The 17,984-nt window shown below is 47.1% G+C and carries 18 protein-coding genes; 17 read left to right on the plus strand and 1 reads right to left on the minus strand.

All coding sequences use genetic code 11. From position 1 onward, the window contains the following. Positions 1-1,107, plus strand: coding sequence for a GerAB/ArcD/ProY family transporter (locus BK126_RS20640; protein ID WP_076314430.1), 1,107 nt, complete (start codon positions 1-3; stop codon positions 1,105-1,107). On the opposite strand, the gene BK126_RS29185 is transcribed toward BK126_RS20640, so the two are convergent. After that, positions 1,021-1,347 (minus strand): hypothetical protein, encoded by a 327-nt coding sequence (locus BK126_RS29185; protein ID WP_090724741.1) that lies wholly within the window; start codon positions 1,345-1,347, stop codon positions 1,021-1,023. The genes BK126_RS20640 and BK126_RS29185 overlap by 87 nt on opposite strands. Before the next feature lie 194 nt (positions 1,348-1,541). On the opposite strand from BK126_RS29185, the gene BK126_RS20645 reads away from it, so the two are divergent. The 16 genes from BK126_RS20645 to BK126_RS20720 all read left to right on the plus strand — a co-directional run bounded on the left by BK126_RS20645 (position 1,542) and on the right by BK126_RS20720 (position 17,960). Continuing rightward, positions 1,542-1,937, plus strand: a complete 396-nt coding sequence (locus BK126_RS20645) for a Fur family transcriptional regulator (protein WP_047912458.1) — start codon at positions 1,542-1,544, stop codon at positions 1,935-1,937. Further along, entirely contained in the window at positions 1,916-2,728 is an 813-nt protein-coding gene (locus tag BK126_RS20650; RefSeq protein ID WP_076314431.1) for a response regulator transcription factor, read from the plus strand. Before BK126_RS20645 ends, BK126_RS20650 begins: the two co-directional genes overlap by 22 nt. 246 nt (positions 2,729-2,974) lie before the next feature. After that, positions 2,975-4,438, plus strand: a complete 1,464-nt coding sequence (locus BK126_RS20655; RefSeq protein WP_076314432.1) for a catalase — start codon at positions 2,975-2,977, stop codon at positions 4,436-4,438. Positions 4,439-4,611: 173 nt separating this feature from the next. Next, positions 4,612-5,028 (plus strand): BlaI/MecI/CopY family transcriptional regulator, encoded by a 417-nt coding sequence (locus BK126_RS20660; protein WP_076314433.1) that lies wholly within the window; start codon positions 4,612-4,614, stop codon positions 5,026-5,028. Continuing rightward, positions 5,028-5,900: a M56 family metallopeptidase gene (locus tag BK126_RS20665; RefSeq protein WP_076314434.1), complete on the plus strand. Its 873-nt coding sequence runs from the start codon at positions 5,028-5,030 to the stop codon at positions 5,898-5,900. The genes BK126_RS20660 and BK126_RS20665 overlap by 1 nt, the downstream gene beginning before the upstream one ends. Positions 5,901-5,930: 30 nt before the next feature. Next, positions 5,931-6,344 carry a DoxX family protein gene (locus BK126_RS20670; protein ID WP_076314435.1) on the plus strand — a complete coding sequence of 138 codons (414 nt, stop codon included), beginning with the start codon at positions 5,931-5,933 and terminating at the stop codon, positions 6,342-6,344. 187 nt (positions 6,345-6,531) lie between these two features. Continuing rightward, complete coding sequence (locus BK126_RS20675) at positions 6,532-8,289, plus strand: spore germination protein (RefSeq protein WP_083656022.1); 1,758 nt, start codon at positions 6,532-6,534, stop codon at positions 8,287-8,289. A gap of 8 nt (positions 8,290-8,297) precedes the next feature. Beyond that, positions 8,298-9,473: a Ger(x)C family spore germination protein gene (locus BK126_RS20680; protein WP_076314436.1), complete on the plus strand. Its 1,176-nt coding sequence runs from the start codon at positions 8,298-8,300 to the stop codon at positions 9,471-9,473. After that, complete coding sequence (locus BK126_RS20685; protein WP_076314437.1) at positions 9,470-9,697, plus strand: hypothetical protein; 228 nt, start codon at positions 9,470-9,472, stop codon at positions 9,695-9,697. Before BK126_RS20680 ends, BK126_RS20685 begins: the two co-directional genes overlap by 4 nt. A 24-nt stretch (positions 9,698-9,721) precedes the next feature. Further along, positions 9,722-11,062, plus strand: a complete 1,341-nt coding sequence (locus BK126_RS20690; protein ID WP_076314438.1) for a GerAB/ArcD/ProY family transporter — start codon at positions 9,722-9,724, stop codon at positions 11,060-11,062. Positions 11,063-11,165: 103 nt separating this feature from the next. Next, on the plus strand, positions 11,166-11,987 hold the full coding sequence (locus tag BK126_RS20695; RefSeq protein WP_076314439.1) for a uroporphyrinogen-III synthase: 822 nt from the start codon (positions 11,166-11,168) through the stop codon (positions 11,985-11,987). A 236-nt stretch (positions 11,988-12,223) separates the two neighbouring features. Beyond that, positions 12,224-13,555 carry a hemolysin family protein gene (locus BK126_RS20700; protein WP_083656024.1) on the plus strand — a complete coding sequence of 444 codons (1,332 nt, stop codon included), beginning with the start codon at positions 12,224-12,226 and terminating at the stop codon, positions 13,553-13,555. A 221-nt stretch (positions 13,556-13,776) separates the two neighbouring features. Further along, on the plus strand, positions 13,777-14,421 hold the full coding sequence (locus tag BK126_RS20705) for a ThuA domain-containing protein (protein WP_076314441.1): 645 nt from the start codon (positions 13,777-13,779) through the stop codon (positions 14,419-14,421). Between the two features lie 80 nt (positions 14,422-14,501). Beyond that, a complete protein-coding gene (locus tag BK126_RS20710; RefSeq protein ID WP_076314442.1) occupies positions 14,502-14,903 on the plus strand; it encodes a phasin family protein in 402 nt (133 codons plus the stop codon). Then, a complete protein-coding gene (locus BK126_RS20715; protein WP_076314443.1) occupies positions 14,903-16,567 on the plus strand; it encodes an ABC1 kinase family protein in 1,665 nt (554 codons plus the stop codon). The genes BK126_RS20710 and BK126_RS20715 overlap by 1 nt, the downstream gene beginning before the upstream one ends. A 22-nt stretch (positions 16,568-16,589) precedes the next feature. Beyond that, the gene (locus BK126_RS20720; RefSeq protein ID WP_076314444.1) at positions 16,590-17,960 is read left to right on the plus strand and encodes an aldehyde dehydrogenase; all 1,371 of its coding nucleotides are present in this window, start codon (positions 16,590-16,592) and stop codon (positions 17,958-17,960) included. Positions 17,961-17,984 lie beyond the last annotated feature (24 nt).

Consider the following 17,984-nt stretch of genomic DNA (forward strand, 5'->3'; position numbering starts at 1 on the left):
ATGAATAGAAACCAGATCAGTACGGGGCAAATGATTTCCTTGATGCTTATGTTTGAAATAGGTGTTGCTGCGGTCATCAATCTAGGCTTTTCGGCAGGCAGGGACGCATGGATGGCCTCGCTGATCGGTATGATCTTTGGGGCTGTATTGTTCTGGTTCTATACCTCTATATCCAGACATTTCCCTACACTTCCCCTGACAGCGATCAGCCGGAAATTACTTGGTAAATATGCGGGTGCTGCGGTGGGTTTAATGTATGTGATCTATTTTATGTACATTGGCTCCCGTAATTTGCGGGAAGGCTCCAATCTCATAAACATCGTTTTGCTGAATAATACACCCCTTGTCGTCATTACTACACTCATGGTTTGTTGTGTGGCATATGTGACCTATTTAGGCTTTGAGGTATTGGCTCGCACAGCTGTATTATTAATGGTTTTTATTTTCTCTGTTGTTTTGATTATTAATGTCTTGCTGTTTGCTTCGGGTTCAGTCCATGTTGATTATATCCTCCCCATACTTGCTGATGGGATCGGGCCCCTATGGGAGGCAATTACGACAGATACCCTTATCGTTCCTTTCGGCGAAATGATCCTCTTCTTGATGCTGCTGCCGTATATGCGAAGACCTGAGAAAGGCGGTTATATCGGCGTAATTTCTATTATCATCGGAGGTTTGCTCATCACTCAGACGATGTTTTTAAATGTAGCTTCATTGGGGCTCAATATCGCGAAGGGATCACCATTTCCCGTTCTATCCACCATTAGTACCATTCAGATCTCTGACTTTATCCAGCGGGTAGACATTCTGGTCGTGATGACGATGATTATTACTAATTTCTACAGAGTCGCATTGTATTTCACAGCTGTGCTGATCGGTGCATCAGATATTTTCAATATCCCTTACCGTAAACTGGTCATTCCTGTGGCCTTTATCTTTCTAATATGGTCCTATAGTATGGCGAGAAATTATATTTTTCAAATTGAGTTCGGTGTTCTCGCCTTCTATTATGTTCATCCTTTATTTCTGTTCTTTTTTCCCAGCCTGCTGCTTGTAGCCGCTTGGATTCATAAGCGAAGACAGAGGAGGAGCACCACCATCGCGTAAAGGCTTGTTAATAAGTGTGAATAGTTTAAACAGGCCTTTTCCAATCGGCTTGCCGGTAAAGTATAGAAAGACGACAGACCCTACGAGCATCAGCGTGTTTATTTCCGCCGGGCGGAGAATGTAATTATCAAAGTTAAAGGCAGAGTCAATCGAGCCGTGGCCGAAGAAAAAATCAGTAGCCATATCAAACGCTATGGTAAGCACGGATAAGACAATAAAAGCGCCTGCAGCCTTGAGCATGTATATGCCTCCCTATATAAATTTTTGGTAAAGCAATCTGGGAAAAAGACAAAAGCTATCGTTTGCCGGGTGGTTTTCACCCTATTTTTAGTCCATGCATTGGAATTTATACAGGGATTGACTGCCTATGACTTTAGATTTATACTTAATCTAAAAATAAGTTCTTTTCATATAGAAGGAGATCTGATGATCTTATGGCTAAAACATTAAATTTAACGACTCAGCGTCAAGCTGTTTATGATGTCGTCCGCAAATCACATAATCACCCTACAGCAGCAGAAGTGATGACCATGCTGTCCCAGGAAGGATATAATCTAGCATATGGTACGGTATACAATTCCCTTCGGTATCTGGTGGAGAAAGAGTTGATACAAGAGCTTAAGCTGGGTGAAACCGCCAGCAGATACGATGCCAGAACAGATGACCATCAACATATTATTTGTGAAGTGTGCGGTAAGGTTGACGAAGTGATGACAGATGTACCTGAGAGCTGGACGGAATTGGTAGCACAAGAGACAGGGTATGAAATTGATCATGCACATGTTGTATTTGGAGGTGTATGTCCGGAATGCAAAAGCAAGCAGAAATAGCGAACATTAATCAGTATCCTTATGCTTCGATTCGTATCTCACAGGACAAGGCCGTTCAAATGTTTAATCGAGCCGAGGAGCCTGTGGTGCCGTTCTGTGCAGTAACGAAGCGTATACTGCTCGTAAGTCCCCTGCTGAATCAAGTTCATGATCTGGTGAAGCTGCTGACGGACCGCTGTTTTGACGTGATGATGTTCCACCGGCTTGAGCCAGACTTGTACGGAAGCATTCCCCATGATCTTCTGATCTATGATGTGACGTCATATGATGAGATGGATGCACTGGATCTGCAGCTGAAGCTGAAGAATTCGACCGCCGGGCAGACCTTGTTCTTGGTTAGTGAGAACTTCATTCGAGGGGCAGCTCCGGAGCTGCTTCAGGAAGAGCTGCTTGTATGGCCTGGACGTCCTCATGAGGCACTGTATCATGTTCAGCGGATTATTAGCCGAGGTACATCTGGAAATAACCAAGCAGTGAATCCGAACAGAAGTGATTGCCTGGTCTTCAAGGACCTCAGAGTAGACACAGAACGCATGCTTGTGTATAAGCAGGACAATCAGATTCATCTGACCAAGACCGAATATGATTTGCTGCTTATTCTCATGAACGCGAAGGGTTCTGTCATTTCCCGCGAGGAAATGCTATCAAGAGTATGGGAGACGGACTTTACCGGAGGCAGCAATGTTGTGGATGTCCATATCAAGAGTCTGCGCAAGAAGCTTGGGGATCAAGCGGCGGCACCTAAATATATCATTACTGTAAGAGGAGTCGGCTACCGGCTTGCGGACTAGAAGGAAGTCTTTAAATGACAGTTCATTTGACTGCATTTAAAGACTTCTTTTTATTTTGGGGAATTCATGAAATTTCCATAATCTTCACAGTTCTTCATCTGATGTAAATAAGGTTCATGTGACGCTCTCAAAAGTTCATTTGTTCCTCATGCAAGCTGATCGGATGCCATGCTACAATCTATACATAAATTTAGATCAGATCTAAATACACATATAAATAGACAAAGATTAGAGAGGTGCAGCAAAATGACAAACCAACGTTTAACGACGAGCTGGGGTGCTCCAGTGGGAGACAACCAAAATTCAATGACTGCAGGCCATCGCGGACCAACTTTGATTCAGGATGTACATTTGCTTGAAAAATTGGCTCATTTCAACCGTGAGCGCATTCCTGAGCGTGTCGTGCATGCCAAGGGCGGCGGCGCATTCGGTACATTTAAAGTGACGAATGATATGTCAGAGTATACAAAAGCAAAATTGTTCAACGGCGTAGGCAAAGAAACAGAGATGTTCATTCGTTTCTCCACTGTAGCCGGTGAGCTTGGTGCAGCTGATACTCAGCGCGATCCGCGCGGATTTGCTGTCAAATTTTATACAGAAGAAGGGAACTACGATCTTGTTGGTAACAACACGCCTGTATTCTTCATCCGTGATGCGATCAAGTTCCCGGATTTCATTCATACACAAAAGAGAGATCCGCGTACACACTTGAAAAATCCGAACTCGGTTTGGGATTTCTGGTCGCTATCTCCTGAAGCTTTGCATCAAGTCACAATTCTGATGTCTGACCGTGGTATCCCTGCAACCTGGAGACATATGCATGGATTCGGAAGCCATACCTTCAAATGGGTGAATGCTGAAGGTCAAGCGGTATGGGTTAAATATCACTTCAAAACGAACCAAGGAATCAAAAACCTGGATAACGCTACAGCAGAGCAAATTGCAGGCGTGAATCCTGATTATCATACAGAAGATTTGTTCAACGCCATTGAGAATGGGGACTTCCCTTCTTGGACACTGTATGTTCAAATCATGCCGATTGAAGATGCGAATACGTATCGCTATGATGCGTTTGATGTGACCAAAGTTTGGTCTCAAAAAGACTATCCACTGATTGAAGTAGGAACGATGACGCTGAACCGCAATCCAGAGAATTATTTTGCTGAAGTAGAGCAGGCAACCTTCACTCCGGGTTCATTTGTACCTGGTATCGAAGCGTCCCCTGACAAATTGCTTCAAGGACGTCTGTTTGCTTACGGTGACGCACACCGCTACCGTGTTGGTGCGAACCATAACCAGCTGCCGGTGAACAGCCCAAAATGTCCGGTTCATCATCATCAGCGAGACGGCTTCATGGCGACAGGCGATAACGGCGGCCGTTCCATGTACTACGAGCCAAACAGCTTCGGCGGGCCATTCGAGGATCCGAGCGCGAAGCAAACTCCGTTTGAAGTAACAGGCGAAGCAGCACAAGTATCCTATGATAGTAATGATCATTACTCTCAGGCAGGAGATCTCTATCGTCTGTTAAGCGAGGATGAGCGTGCTCGCTTGGTCGCAAATATTGTAGGTTCGATGATGCCGGTAGAATCTGATGAGATCAAACGCCGTCAAATCGAGCATTTCTACAAAGCCGATTCAGAATACGGAACACGTATCGCTGAGGGTCTGGGTCTGTCGGTTGAATTGAAAGTAACAGAAGAAGTTTAATCCAAATATATTTGAATCAATCTCCTATCTATGTGCTAATGGTAGAATGAGATTGATTCCTTGCTAATCATAGCCATGCGGAATTCAATTCCTGCATGGCTATTATTGTTTATCTTCTATGGTTGACAACAGAACATATGACATTACAATGAGTAGTGTGGAAGGGGTGCGCCATGAAGATAAGTCACTTTAAAGTTGGAGAGCAGGGACTGAACCGATTTTTTGGACCGCTGGAAGCAAGGATTATGGAAGTATTGTGGAGTCAGGGACCGCTTAGCATCAAGGAAGTACAAATGAAGCTGGGTGAGGATAAGGTGATGAACTTCAATACGGTGATGACTGTCATGAACCGGCTTGTCGATAAAGGTGTGCTTCTGAAGGAAATGCAGGGAAGAACATCGATATATACTCCTGCCGAGAGCAGAGAAGAGTTCATGAACACAAAGTCCAAGGAGCTTACACAGGAGCTCATGGATCAGTTTGGTTCTATTGCTGTAGCTCATATGCTGGATGCCGTCGAGGAGGCTGACCCGGATCTTATCTCACGGCTGGAGCAAAAGATTGAACAATGGAAGAAGGAGATACAGTGATGTGGTCCTCTCGTTCCCTCGCGTTGTTCTCTGTCGGCATGGGGATCATGGCTGCTATTTTCACACAGATGGGGCTGTACAGTGTCCATATGATCTGGAATGTTCCGATTACATTTAATTTGTTGACCTGGTGTACACACTGGATGAAAGAGCTTGGGCTATGGTCGCTTATTCACTTGTTGAATGTATTGGTATTAAGCACGTTCTTACTCATGCTGCTCTATATCATCAAGCATGCGGTCAGAACAATGAATGTGCATAAGTACATACGGTGGCTTAAGGATGATAATGCGTCCAAGAAGCTGGCTTCACGGTATAAGCATCTTCACCTGGAGCAGCAGCTGATCGTCATATCGGCTGCCGAGCCTGTTGCGCTTGCTTTTGGCATGTTTCGCAGAAGAATTGTGTTATCTACCGGGCTTATGGATATGCTCGATGAGCATGAATTAAACGCAGTACTCTATCATGAGTACTATCATCTGCGTCATTATGACCCGCTCAAGACTTTTTTGCTAACACTCAGTGTATCCATCCTTGGATATGTACCTATACTAAAAAACATATTAGCCAATTATAAGATGGTCAGAGAGATTCTGGCCGATAATTATGCGATCAAGCAGTCAGGCTCTGCCTTGGGAATCGGAGGTGCACTAATCAAGCTGATTAAATCAGGTGCAGCTCGCCGGAATCACCGGATGTTTACTGGAGCCGTTGTTTCACCATTCGCCGCGGATGTCTCCATTAATGACCGAATCTCCAGAATTTTGGAGCCTGACAAGGAGCTGCTGCTTCCTTATTCCAAATGGAATATCGCCATATCTTTTATCGTCATGACGGCCTTATTCTTATTATTTAATTACGCACATTATTAAAATAGCAATTAGAAGGAGGAAGTAAATCAAATGTATAATAACAACAATTATAGTCAGATCCGCAGCATGGAGATTGGTTTGTTGATCACCCGGCTCGTGCTGGGACTCATCTTCATGGCACATGGAGTTGTCAAATTTCAAGGAATGGAAGGGACGGAGAGCTACTTTGTGAGCCTTGGCCTTCCTGGTTTTATGGCAACTTTGGTCGCTCTGGCTGAATTTTTCGGCGGGCTGCTTCTGATCATCGGTCTGTTTACGAGATGGATCAGCGTTATTTTTGTCATCCTTCTGGTTGTAGCGATCTTTACCGCGAAGGCGGGTGCTCCGTTTGTAGGTGGGTATGAGCTCGATATCGCTCTAATTGGGATGGCGTTAACACTCGCGGTAGCAGGCAGCAGATATTTGGCAGTGGACAGCCTGTTTAGAAGACGAAGCCGCAGATAAGCAAAACTTGATATAAAGAAATGAGAGGCTCTGCATTGGCAGAGTCTTTTTTATTAGGATTTTGTATCGTTCCATTTTGGGATGATGCAAAATCCTTTTTTGCATAATTTGGTGCCAATGGTTGCATGCTATCTTTCAGAAAATGGATGGAAGTTAACCTTCGCCGGAACAAGAGAGGTGAGCAGTCATGAGCAGTGAGAAGGAAGAGTTGAAGCAAGGCTCCGAGGATCAGACACCTGACAACCAAGGGCTTGAGAAAAAGCAAGAGTCTGATGAACAACAGACGGAGGCGTCATCCGGAGAACAAGAGGGGAATCAGCAGTCGAATAAGCAAGATTCAAAAGAATCAGGAGATTCAGACGCAGACGATCAGGAGGACTCGAAGCCATCGGGGGATACCTCATCAAATGAGGATAAAGCGGTTCCCGAGCTTCCACAGTTGAAATTACCGATTGTAAAGGATTTGAAGTCGAACCTTGAGGTCCTTCAAGAGGTGTTCAAGGATTGCTCTGACTTCGTGTTCCGCGAGATTAAGCATGAAGGGTACCCGGACGTATGCCTGTCCTACTTGGAAGGCATCGTCATCTCTCTTGAAGTGCAGGATCATATCATATTACCTCTCGTAAGAGGCGTTGATCTAGCAAATGTTCAGGGAGCATCAGAGGATATTGAGCTTGAGAAGGTTCCGATCTCGCTGTCTCATGTGAAGAAGGCCAAGACCTGGCGTGAAGCTGCAGATGGTGTAACCGATGGCTGTGTACTTGTGCTGGTTGAAGACAATGACGAAGCACTGCTCTTCGATCTTAAGGGCGGGCTTCGACGTTCTGTGCAAGAGCCTCAGACAGAGGGGGTTGTCAGGGGACCGCGCGAAGGATTTACCGAAATGATTCGAGCGAACACAGGGCTGATCCGCTTCAAGCTGAAGACGCCGATGCTCAAGATGGAGAATTTCACGCTCGGGACAGAAACGAAGACAAGTGTTGTGCTTGCTTATATCAAAGGGATCGCCTGTGAGGAGCTGATCGATGATGTGCGGCAGCGCATTAAGAAGATCAATATCGATGGAGTGCTCGAATCCGGCTATATCGAGGAATTGATTGAGGATCATCCCTACTCTCCGTTCCCTCAGCTCCATTACACGGAAAGACCGGATACCGTGGTTGCCAACCTGCTGGAAGGACGATTTTGCATTTTGGTGGATGGAACTCCCTTCGCCTTGCTTGGTCCTGTAACGATGTGGCAGATGCTTCAGGCGAGTGAGGATTATTATGAACGATTCTTTATCAGTAACTTCTTACGGTGGATCCGTTTGTTCTTTATGATGGTGGCATTATTTCTTCCTGCCTTATATATTGCGATAACTACCTTTCATCAGGACATGCTGCCGACCACGCTCATCATCAGTATAGCAGCTGCCCGTGAAGCCATTCCTTTTCCGGCCCTGGTCGAAGCAATGCTGATGGAAATTTCATTCGAAGCCTTGCGGGAGGCAGGTGTTCGCTTGCCTAAAGCAGTCGGTCAGGCGGTAAGTATTCTCGGGGCGCTTGTTATCGGACAGGCGGCTGTGACCGCGGGTATCGTGTCGGCTCCGATGGTTATCATCGTATCCATGACAGGGATCGCTTCCTTCACCATTCCAAGGTTTAACTTTGCCATTACGCTTCGGCTGCTGCGGTTTCCGATCATGATCCTCGCTGGAACCTTGGGTCTGTTCGGGATTGTCATTGGTACAGTCCTGATCTCAGCACATCTGACACAGCTCACTTCATTTGGACAGCCCTATCTGCTTGGTGTGAGTCCGTACCGTAAAGGCGAATCGAAAGACATCATCATGCGGGTGCCTTGGTGGAAGATGATATTCAAGCCATCATCAACCCCCAATCATGAGCGTAAGCGGATGGACAAAGGAATGAACGGGTCTCCTAACTCGGATGAAGGGTGGTAATTGATCTGATGAACAGAGTATCCAAAACCGTAACAATCCTGCTGCTGTGCCTCCTGCTGACAGGCTGCTGGGATCGCAGAGAGATTAACGATATTGCTTTTGTAGTCGGCACTGCGCTTGATAAAGAGGAGGATAAGTATAGAGTTACCCTTCAAATTACCATTCCTGGTATGCTCGCAGGATCAAATGGCGGGGGTGGAGGTGGAGATAAGAACCCTTGGTTTCTAAAGTCAAGTGTCGGTGAAACCGTAAGAGGAGTCACCTTAAAAGAACAAACGAGCACATCCCGTAAGCTGTATTTCTCCCACCGCAGGGCTCTGCTCGTGGGAGAGGCGATGGCCCGTGAGGGCATCGCAGAAGCGCTTGATTCCATCGGACGGCTTCCGGAGAACCGGCTGTCTGCTCTGCCTGTCGTAACCGAAGGTCATGCCTATGAAGTACTTAACGGAGAACCAACCATTGAGCAATATCCCGGTGAAGTGGTTCGTGAGCTTGTCTTCTCGTATCTCAGCAAGCCATGGACGCTCAAGACTGTAGTCAATCTGATGCTTGAAGACGGGATCGATCCGATTATGCCGCTAGTGGAAACGGTAGATAGTGTGCCCGAGAAGATCGACAAGCCTCATAAAAATATCGGGGTTGGTGGACTTGCTGTATTCCGCGGCGATAAATTGACCGGAATTATTAAGAAGCAGGATACACATGGCATTCTTGTGGCAATGGATCAAGCAAGAACACTGGAGCTCCCGATTACAGTTCCCCGTGGAGAAGGGAAGATTTTTTTCTTAATCAGATCAAATCATACGAAGATCAAGCCGATTGTGAACGGAGAAGATGTTCGGTTTCATATGTACACGGGTGGCAGGATGTCCATTACGACGAACGAGTCCAACTTCGATACCAATAATGAGAACAATATTATAGAGCTTGAACAGAAGATGAATGAATACATGAAAGCAAAGATCACTCAGGATCTCAAGCTGCTTCAGAAATATAATTCGGATGCACTTGGCTTCGGTAGAATTATTAAGACAGAAAAGCCGCAGCTGTGGTCAAAATTACGAGAACGCTGGTACGAAATATATCCGAATATCACTTTCGAGGTAGAAGCCGATTATCGGCTTGAGAATAATGGAGCGGCTACAAGTCCATTCGCAGTGGAAGAGGAGGATATTGCGGAATGAATCTCATGGCCTTGTCGGCAGTAGTTGTGTTTAGTCTGATTATCGTGCTGAAGGATCACAAAAATTTAAAAAACTACAAGCCGATTAATCGCATCTTATCTTACGTGATTATAGGACTCGGCATCGGGATATGGATCTACACACTATCACCGATTCCTGTAATCCATCCGACATATCTAATCTCGCAGTGGATGTATCCCTACATTCCTGTTCCGTCTGAGTAAGAAGAAAGGCAGGTGCATAATTATATGAGTGGAACAACCAAACAGGTTAAGAAACATGATGCTAGACCATTGACAGAGCGGCAGCTTGTTCTCATGATTATCATGGTTACGCTGCCCATGACCTTGGTTCATTCTCCGTCCGATATTGTGCAATTTGGCCAGCAGCATGCCTACTTGTGCATTATTCTGGTGTATCTTGTACTCCTGATCTGCATCTGGCTGCTGTCCCGAACACAGCGCCGCTTCGGCAGCCAGAATTTGTTCCAGGCGATGATTGGTCGCCGGCCTTTTGTCGGAAGAGTGATTGTTGGGATGTATGTCCTGTACTATTTTTATATTCTGGCAAGAGATGCAAGGCTGCTGACGGAGTATGTGGATACCACGTTACTCCCGCTTACTCCCGTCATGATCATTCTGCTGTGTATCTTTGTCATGTCGGGATTCATTATTCGGGGAGGCATGAAATCAGTCGTCAGCATGACTGAGATTTTTATGCCGATTCTGATTCTCACCATTTTTATGATCCCGCTGTTTGTATCCGGCGCGCTGGACTTTCACTACTTAAAGCCGTTTTTCCCTGTGGATCTGATCGGTGTCGGGAATGGAACATGGTACTTCTTCTCCTACGCAGGAGAAATTATTATATTGCCGTTCATTTTCGGAAAAGAGACCTTCAAGCTGAAATCCGCTGTCAAAGGCTTATCCTTCGCTTTTTTTCTTCTCGTTATCGATATCATTATGATGATTCTGATCATTGGGCTGCCGATTATTCCAAGAATATCCTATCCGTCCCATGAGCTTGTCCGCCAAGTGCAGATTAGTGACTTTCTGGACCGGTTCGATATGTTTCTGGCCGCTGCGATTCTCCCTATACATATGACGAAGGTTGCATTTAACACTTATGTGGTGTGCTACGGTATGGGCTGTTTAGACAAAAACATATCCGGACGCATGATGCAGGGGCCGATCATATTGCTCGGATATGTGTGTGCCTTCTGGTTCTTCAAGGATTCTATTCAGCTATTCAAGTTCGATCGGGAATGGTCAGCAATCGTGCTCTTATTCACGTTAGTTATGCCGGTGCTGATCTACCTGATCTTCAGGCCGTCCAAGAAAAATAAGACGGATGGGGCGACTCAGAACAAGCAGTCTGCACAGAACGAGGAATCCCAGAACGGGCCATCTTCTCAAGAGGGAGAATCTACCGAAACGGAGAAATCCACTCAAAAAGCGCAGTCTGCTCAAGCGGAGAAATCCACTCAAAAAGCGCAGTCTGCTCAGAATGAGTCTTCTCAGCATCGGAGCCCCACCAAAAAAAGTGGAACCTCTCAGAATGGGAACGCAGGCTCGGCAGAAGGTTCCTGACGCAGTAACGAATCCATATAGAAATTGGGGGATTACTTTCTTCTGGGCCAAGCTCCTTATATACTAGATACAAGATCTCGTATAGTGAAGGGGAGTAAGGCACATGGCTCAGAATTTGCTAGGTAAAAAAGTAGCGCTGGCAGGTCCTCGAAAGTCAGAGGAAATGTCCATGATTATTGAGAAGCTGGGCGGAACCCCGGTACTGCGGCCGGCGCAAGGCACTGTTTTTCTCGATGACGAACATCTAGAGAGCAGTATAGAGGCTTGGGTGAAGCATCCGCCCGATTGGACTCTGCTGACGACGGGGATGGGGCTTGATGCGATCTTTAGTAAGGCAGAACAGATGGGCGTAGAGGATACTCTTACTGCGGCGCTGTCGCAGTCCCAAATCGCTGCAAGAGGATACAAGACCGTGAATGCGCTGCGCAAAAGAGGACTAAAGCCGGTAGTAAGAGATGATGATGGAAGCACTTCAGGCCTTATTCGTGAGCTTGGAGCTTATTCGCTTGAAGGCAGCAGGGTCCTTGTTCAGCTGCATGGCGAATCCGCGCCGCGCCTTATGGCATGGCTCTCCGATCAAGGTGTACAGGAGATTACGCAGGTCTTGCCTTACCGGCACGTGCCGCCTGAGGAGAGTGAACTTGCTCTATTGTTGTCCGACATCCTGAATCAGCAGATTGACGCGATCACCTTTACCAGTGCACCACAAATCCGTTTTCTGGTGGAATATGCTGAACAGCACGGGAAGCTTGAACAGATGAAGCAGCGGCTTGAACAAGACATCGTGGCAGCGGCTGTAGGCAAGGTGACAGCGCAAGCGATGATCGAAGAAGGGGTTGAACCCAAGGTCGTTCCTGCCGAGGAGCGTATGGGCAGTATGATGGTCGCGCTTGGCAAGTATTTTGCAGAGCAGAAGACAGTATAAGGAAGCAGGCTTTGTCACATGCTATTCCTTAAGACACCTTACCTGATGCATGACGAGGTGAGGTGTTTTCTCTGTGTTTTCGTTTAAAGATTCCGTGTTTGTGTTTAGAAAAGAGTAAGAATTAGAATTAATTTCTCCTATTTAATTAGAAAAATTGTACATATGTTGGCGGATGACCTGATCTATTCGATATAGGCACTGTCCGATTTATTGATATCTCTTGGGAGGTGCAACCCTTGTTATTTGACATCATCGTTATCCTCGTGCTGCTTGTGGTCAATGCCTTTTTTGCCGCATCTGAAATGGCACTGATCTCCATTAATGATAATCGCATTCGGGTTCTGTCCCTGGAAGGAAATAAGCGGGCTCAGAAGCTGGAGAAATTAGTTGAGGAGCCGACAGGCTTCTTGTCCACGATCCAGATCGGGATTACACTGGCGGGATTCCTGAACAGTGCCTTTGCGGCCGATAAATTCGCGTCCTTGCTGGTCAATTACTTGATCTCGATCGGAGTGGACGTTGCTCCTTCTGTTCTGTCTTCGATCTCGGTCATTGTCATTACGCTTATTCTGTCTTACTTCACGCTCGTATTCGGTGAGCTTGTGCCGAAACGTATTGCGATGAAAAAGGCGGAGGCGATCGCCCTTGCCGTCGTTGGGCCGCTCAGCTTGCTGTCAAAGATCGTAGCCCCATTCGTCAAGCTGCTCACTGCATCCACGAATGTAACGGTGCGCTTGTTCGGTATCGATCCGAATTCGGAGGAGGAGGAAGCCTCTGAGGAAGAAATTCGGATGCTGGTGGATACGGGTCTTGAACGAGGTACCATTCAGCAAAGTGAGAAAATGATCATTCACAATATTTTTGATTTTGATAATAAAACGGTATCCGATATGATGACACATCGCACAGACATGGTCTCCATCTCCGTGGATACGCCTTTTGATGATGTGCTGGAAATGGTTCAGTCTGAGCAGTATACACGGTTCCCGGTGTTCGAAGAACGAATTGATAATGTCATCGGAATCCTGCATGTGAAGGATCTGATTATGCAGTTTAATAAGAACAATACGAATCCAAGACAGCTGAAGGATATCATTCGGCCCGCTTACTTCGTCTCAGAAACCAAAAAGGGTGATGATCTGCTTGAAGAGCTTCAGCAGAATCATGTGCATATGGCCATCGTAGTTGATGAATACGGAGGAACTGCCGGTATTATCACAATTGAGGACCTCATCGAAGAAATTGTAGGCTTGATATACGATGAATATGATGAGGATGAATCCATTTACGAAGCGATAGATGAGGTAACCTACTCGTTTAACGGAACAGCTCGTCTGGATGAAGTGGCTGATATTGTGAGAGCCAGCCTGCCTGAGGATGAGTATGAGACCCTTAGCGGCTTCATGATTGGGACACTCGGACGGATTCCGACCAAGCAGGAGCGTCCGGAATTTGATTATCGCGGATTTCGTTATAAGGTCGAGGAAGTGGGCAAGCAGCGCATCCGCAAAATTCTTGTCAAGAAGCTTCCCGATGGTGATGTGGAGAATGAACTCGTAGAAGCTTGAAGGGTGAATTCATAGTGATTAGAGGAATAAAGGCTTGCTTCGCGAACTTAGATACGAACCGGCTCAGGCAGTAAGCCCGGCCTGGTTCGTATTTTTATGTGATTATTCAGTGACAGCCGGCTTGATTCTAGGAGATAGAATGTGTGGATTTAGCTCATCGATTGAGGCTATACTAGGCTCTATGAGCTAAACGGCTAAGAAAGAGCAAGGAGGAAAGAAGGATGGAACGAAAGAAAGCATTGCTGTTAGGAGATTACACACATCCGATGTATCATCCATTGCAAGGTGTGGATGAGGAGATCAGCCATATTTTGCAGGATGTGATGACGGTTCAGTGCAGCGAGAATCGAAACTTGCTGCTTGCTGAGCACTTATCCGGCTACGATCTGCTCATTTCCTATGTGGATGATTGGAAGGGAGCCATTGCACCCCAGCAAACAGCGGGTCTGCTCAGCTATGTAAGCGGAGGCGGAGCGCTGCTGGTGCTGCATAATGGGATCTCGATGCACAATCGGTATGAGATCGCTCAGCTGCTCGGGGGAAGATTTACAGGACACCCGGCACCACGGAAGCTTGAATTTAAAGTGGCCGCGGAGGGTCACGCCATCGTTGAGGGGGTAAATCATTTTACAATGGAGGAAGAACCGTACCGATTCGAATTCGATTCATTTTCGGAGAAGACGGTCTTGCTGGAATATACAGATGGTGAAGGCACGTGGCCTTGTGCCTGGGCCCACTCTTACGGAATGGGGAGAGTCGTATACCTTATGCCGGGACATGATGTTCCTTCCTTCTCCGCGGAGCCCTTCCGCAAGCTGATCGTTCAGTCTGCAATGTGGGCGACGCGTACAAAGATGAGAGTATAAGACGGCAAAAGCAGATATAATAGAATTAATTTCATAATAAATTGATTCAATAAAGGAAAATAAAGGAGGCCATCGTAATCATGAGCGACTTGTTCAAGAAGGCAGTATCCCTTGGCGTAGGATTTACTCTTTACAGTAAGGAAAAGATTGAAGGTGCTGTAAATGAGCTTGTTAAACGCGGAGAGCTTGCTCCGTCTCAATCCAAGGCAGTTATTGATAAGCTGATGGAACGTGGAGCCGAGGAATCGGCCGGGATCAAGAAGGCGATTACGGATCAGGTGGAGAAGGTGCTTGTAGACCTTGGTGTGCCGACAAGAGCAGATGTGGCGAGATTGGAGAAGCGTATCGCTGAGCTTGAAGCTCAGGCTGCACAGCAGAAGCCCGCAGCAGATCCGGAATTGCCGAATAAGCCTCTGCCGGAAACGCCGGTGCTTGATGAAACAACGCCTGATATGCAGCCTCCTACCAAAGAGATTGAATAATGGCTGTTCGTGTACAAAATGCAGGACGGTACAGAGATATTGCCATGGCGCTGATGCGTCATGGCTTCGGCTATATGGTGGAGGAAATGGGCTTCTTTCAAGCGTTATCACTGCCTAGACGGTGGATTATGCGGGAGGGTATTCCCGAATCCAAATCGCTGGGTGAACGAATACGGCATGTGCTGGAGGATCTGGGTCCTACCTTTGTGAAGCTGGGCCAGCTTGCAAGTACCCGCTCGGATCTGCTTCCTGCGGGTATCGTACAAGAGCTGACCAAATTACAGGATCAGGTTCCTGCCTTCTCGTCTGAAACGGCAAAGGGCATTCTGGAGCAGGAGCTGGGAGTACCGCTCGAGCAGGTGCTCAGCCATTTTGATGATACGCCACTGGCAGCGGCCAGCATAGGACAAGTCCATATTGGCAAGCTGGTGACGGGAGAGAAGGTAGCCATCAAGATACAGAGACCGGGCATTGCTCCGATTATTAGACGAGACCTTGATATACTCAGAGACTTTGTGGCACTTGCTGAGCGCAGGTGGGAGTGGGTGATTAGGTATCAGCTTCGGGAGATGGTGGAAGAATTCGCGGATTCTCTGCTCGCCGAGCTTGATTACAGCCATGAAGGAAGAAATACAGAGAAAGTTGGGCAACAATTTATCGATCATCCGCAAATACATATCCCGAAAATATATTGGGACTACACGAGTGCCAAGGTGCTGACGATGGAATACATGGATGGAATTATGCTGAATCAGCGCGAGGTGCTGCTTAACCGGGGGTATGAGCTGAAAGGGATCGCCCAGAAGCTGGTTGACTCCATGCTGAACCAGATCTTTATTGAGGGCTTCTTCCATGCTGATCCCCATCCCGGAAATCTCATGGTTATGAAGGATGAGACGCTGGCCTATCTCGATTTTGGCATGGTGGGGCGTCTGCATGGGGATATGAAGGAGCACCTGGCATCGCTGATTATCGCATTGATGCGTAAGAACACAGACAGCATGGTTCGAGCTATTGATAAGCTTGGCATGATTCCTGAAGGAATCAATATGAGCGTACTGCACGGTGATCTAGACCGGCTGCGGGATGAATACTATGACATTCCATTCTCCAGAATCAGCATAGGCAAGGCACTGAGCGATCTGTTTGGTGTGGCGCAGCGTCATCAAATCACACTTCCCCCGGACATTATCCTGCTGGGCAAGGCACTGGTCACTTTGGAAGGGGTTATTGAGCACCTGGACCCGAGCATCAGCATTATTGATATGGCCGAGCCCTTCGGTCGCAAGCTGGTACGTGAGAAGTTCAATACAAGACGCCTTCGCGGCAAAGTGTTCAGCGGTGTGAGCGACCTTGTGGAATCCATCATTGAGTTGCCAGGGCAAGCCCGGCTTCTGACCTCGATTATTAGCAAAGGGAAATTAAAACTCGAGGTGAGCGTCCCAGAGGTTGAGCAGGTGATGAAGAAGCTTGATCAGATCAGCAATCGGCTGTCCTTCAGTATTGTACTGCTTGCGTTCAGTATATTGATGGTTGGGCTTATCGTCGGGGCTGCCTTAAGTGAACAGAAGTGGAATATTCCAATTGTTGAGATTGGGCTTGCGGTAGCGGCTCTTATGGTGGTGTGGTTCATTATCCATATTATTCGCTCAGGTAGATTTTAAAGTAAGGGTGGGGTTGTCACAAATGAACGGAATCCATGAGATTGTGCAGAGACAAAAAGACTATTACAGCAGCGGTGCGACGCGCAGACTGGAGTTCAGGCTGGAGCAGCTAAGACTGCTGAGAGAAGGTATCGTACGGCGCAAGCCCGAGATTCTGGAGGCCGTTAGAATCGATCTGAACAAGAGTGAGCAGGAAGCGATCATGACCGAATATGGCATATTGCTGGAGGAGATCGATTTTATTAAGAAAAGGCTGAAGGGATGGATGAAACGGAAGAGAGTAAAGACAAGCCTGAAGACGCACATTGGAAGCAAGGGATATATTGTGGCCGAGCCATACGGCACAGCTCTCATTATCGCTCCGTGGAATTATCCCTTCCAATTGGCCTTGTCTCCGCTGCTAGGAGCTATTGCTGCCGGTAACACAGCGGTCATCAAGCCGTCAGAGCTGACACCGCATGTTTCCGCTGTGCTCAACTCCTTGATCGGAGAGCTGTATGACCCCGCTTATATCACAGTGGTTGAAGGCGCGGTGGAGACCAGTCAGGAGCTGCTGCGTCAGCCTTTTGACAAGATCTTCTTCACCGGCAGTGTCGCGGTGGGCAAGGTCGTCATGAAGGCTGCAGCCGAGCAGCTGATTCCACTTACGCTGGAGCTGGGCGGTAAGAGCCCCTGCATCATTCATCAGGACGCTCATGTAAAGCTCGCGGCCAAGCGGGTTGCCTTTGGCAAGGTCACGAATGCGGGTCAGACCTGTATAGCTCCCGATTATCTGCTTGTGCATGAGGGTGTCAGGGATGCCTTTGTAGAGGAGTATGCTAAGGCGATCAAGTCTTTTTACGGCAAAGAACCGGTGGAGCATCCGGATTACGGAAGAATCGTATCTCCCAAGCATTTTGAGCGGCTGCAAGCATTTCTGCAGACAGGCTCTATTGTGCTGGGCGGCGAAGTGCGCGAGGAATCCCTGAAGATTGCACCTACCATCCTGGAGGAGATCAGCTGGGAGGACCCGGTCATGCAGGAGGAGATCTTCGGACCGATTCTTCCTATGATGACCTATCAGCATCTCGATGAGGTGGTGCATATGGTCAATGCGCGCCCTAAACCGCTCGCCTTGTATCTATTTACAGAGAATAAAATGGTGCAGGAGCGCATTATTGAACAAATTTCTTTTGGTGGAGGCTGTATTAATGATACACTGATGCATGTTGCCACACCGCATCTTCCTTTTGGCGGAGTCGGAGAGAGCGGGATGGGCAGCTATCATGGAGAATCGAGCTTTGCTGCTTTTTCTCACATGAAGAGTGTGCTTAAGCAGACCAATAAATTTGACATCAAGATGAAATATCCGTCAAAAAACAATTTGAAAATCATACGCAAAGTGATGAAATAAGTCTTTTTAGCGAATGGATATTAT

This window comes from Paenibacillus sp. FSL H7-0326 (genome assembly GCF_001955535.1).
Taxonomy (GTDB): Bacteria; Bacillota; Bacilli; order Paenibacillales; family Paenibacillaceae; genus Paenibacillus; species Paenibacillus shunpengii.

Coding starts and splice junctions, on each gene's coding strand:
- BK126_RS20640 (WP_076314430.1), top strand. CDS start 1: ATGAATAGAAACCAGATCAGTACGGGGCAAATGATTTCCTTGATGCTT.
- BK126_RS20710 (WP_076314442.1), top strand. CDS start 14,502: ATGAGCGACTTGTTCAAGAAGGCAGTATCCCTTGGCGTAGGATTTACT.
- BK126_RS20680 (WP_076314436.1), top strand. CDS start 8,298: ATGAACAGAGTATCCAAAACCGTAACAATCCTGCTGCTGTGCCTCCTG.
- BK126_RS29185 (WP_090724741.1), bottom strand. CDS start 1,347: ATGCTCAAGGCTGCAGGCGCTTTTATTGTCTTATCCGTGCTTACCATA.
- BK126_RS20650 (WP_076314431.1), top strand. CDS start 1,916: ATGCAAAAGCAAGCAGAAATAGCGAACATTAATCAGTATCCTTATGCT.
- BK126_RS20695 (WP_076314439.1), top strand. CDS start 11,166: ATGGCTCAGAATTTGCTAGGTAAAAAAGTAGCGCTGGCAGGTCCTCGA.
- BK126_RS20655 (WP_076314432.1), top strand. CDS start 2,975: ATGACAAACCAACGTTTAACGACGAGCTGGGGTGCTCCAGTGGGAGAC.
- BK126_RS20715 (WP_076314443.1), top strand. CDS start 14,903: ATGGCTGTTCGTGTACAAAATGCAGGACGGTACAGAGATATTGCCATG.
- BK126_RS20690 (WP_076314438.1), top strand. CDS start 9,722: ATGAGTGGAACAACCAAACAGGTTAAGAAACATGATGCTAGACCATTG.
- BK126_RS20660 (WP_076314433.1), top strand. CDS start 4,612: ATGAAGATAAGTCACTTTAAAGTTGGAGAGCAGGGACTGAACCGATTT.
- BK126_RS20720 (WP_076314444.1), top strand. CDS start 16,590: ATGAACGGAATCCATGAGATTGTGCAGAGACAAAAAGACTATTACAGC.
- BK126_RS20665 (WP_076314434.1), top strand. CDS start 5,028: ATGTGGTCCTCTCGTTCCCTCGCGTTGTTCTCTGTCGGCATGGGGATC.
- BK126_RS20685 (WP_076314437.1), top strand. CDS start 9,470: ATGAATCTCATGGCCTTGTCGGCAGTAGTTGTGTTTAGTCTGATTATC.
- BK126_RS20675 (WP_083656022.1), top strand. CDS start 6,532: ATGAGCAGTGAGAAGGAAGAGTTGAAGCAAGGCTCCGAGGATCAGACA.
- BK126_RS20645 (WP_047912458.1), top strand. CDS start 1,542: ATGGCTAAAACATTAAATTTAACGACTCAGCGTCAAGCTGTTTATGAT.
- BK126_RS20705 (WP_076314441.1), top strand. CDS start 13,777: ATGGAACGAAAGAAAGCATTGCTGTTAGGAGATTACACACATCCGATG.
- BK126_RS20670 (WP_076314435.1), top strand. CDS start 5,931: ATGTATAATAACAACAATTATAGTCAGATCCGCAGCATGGAGATTGGT.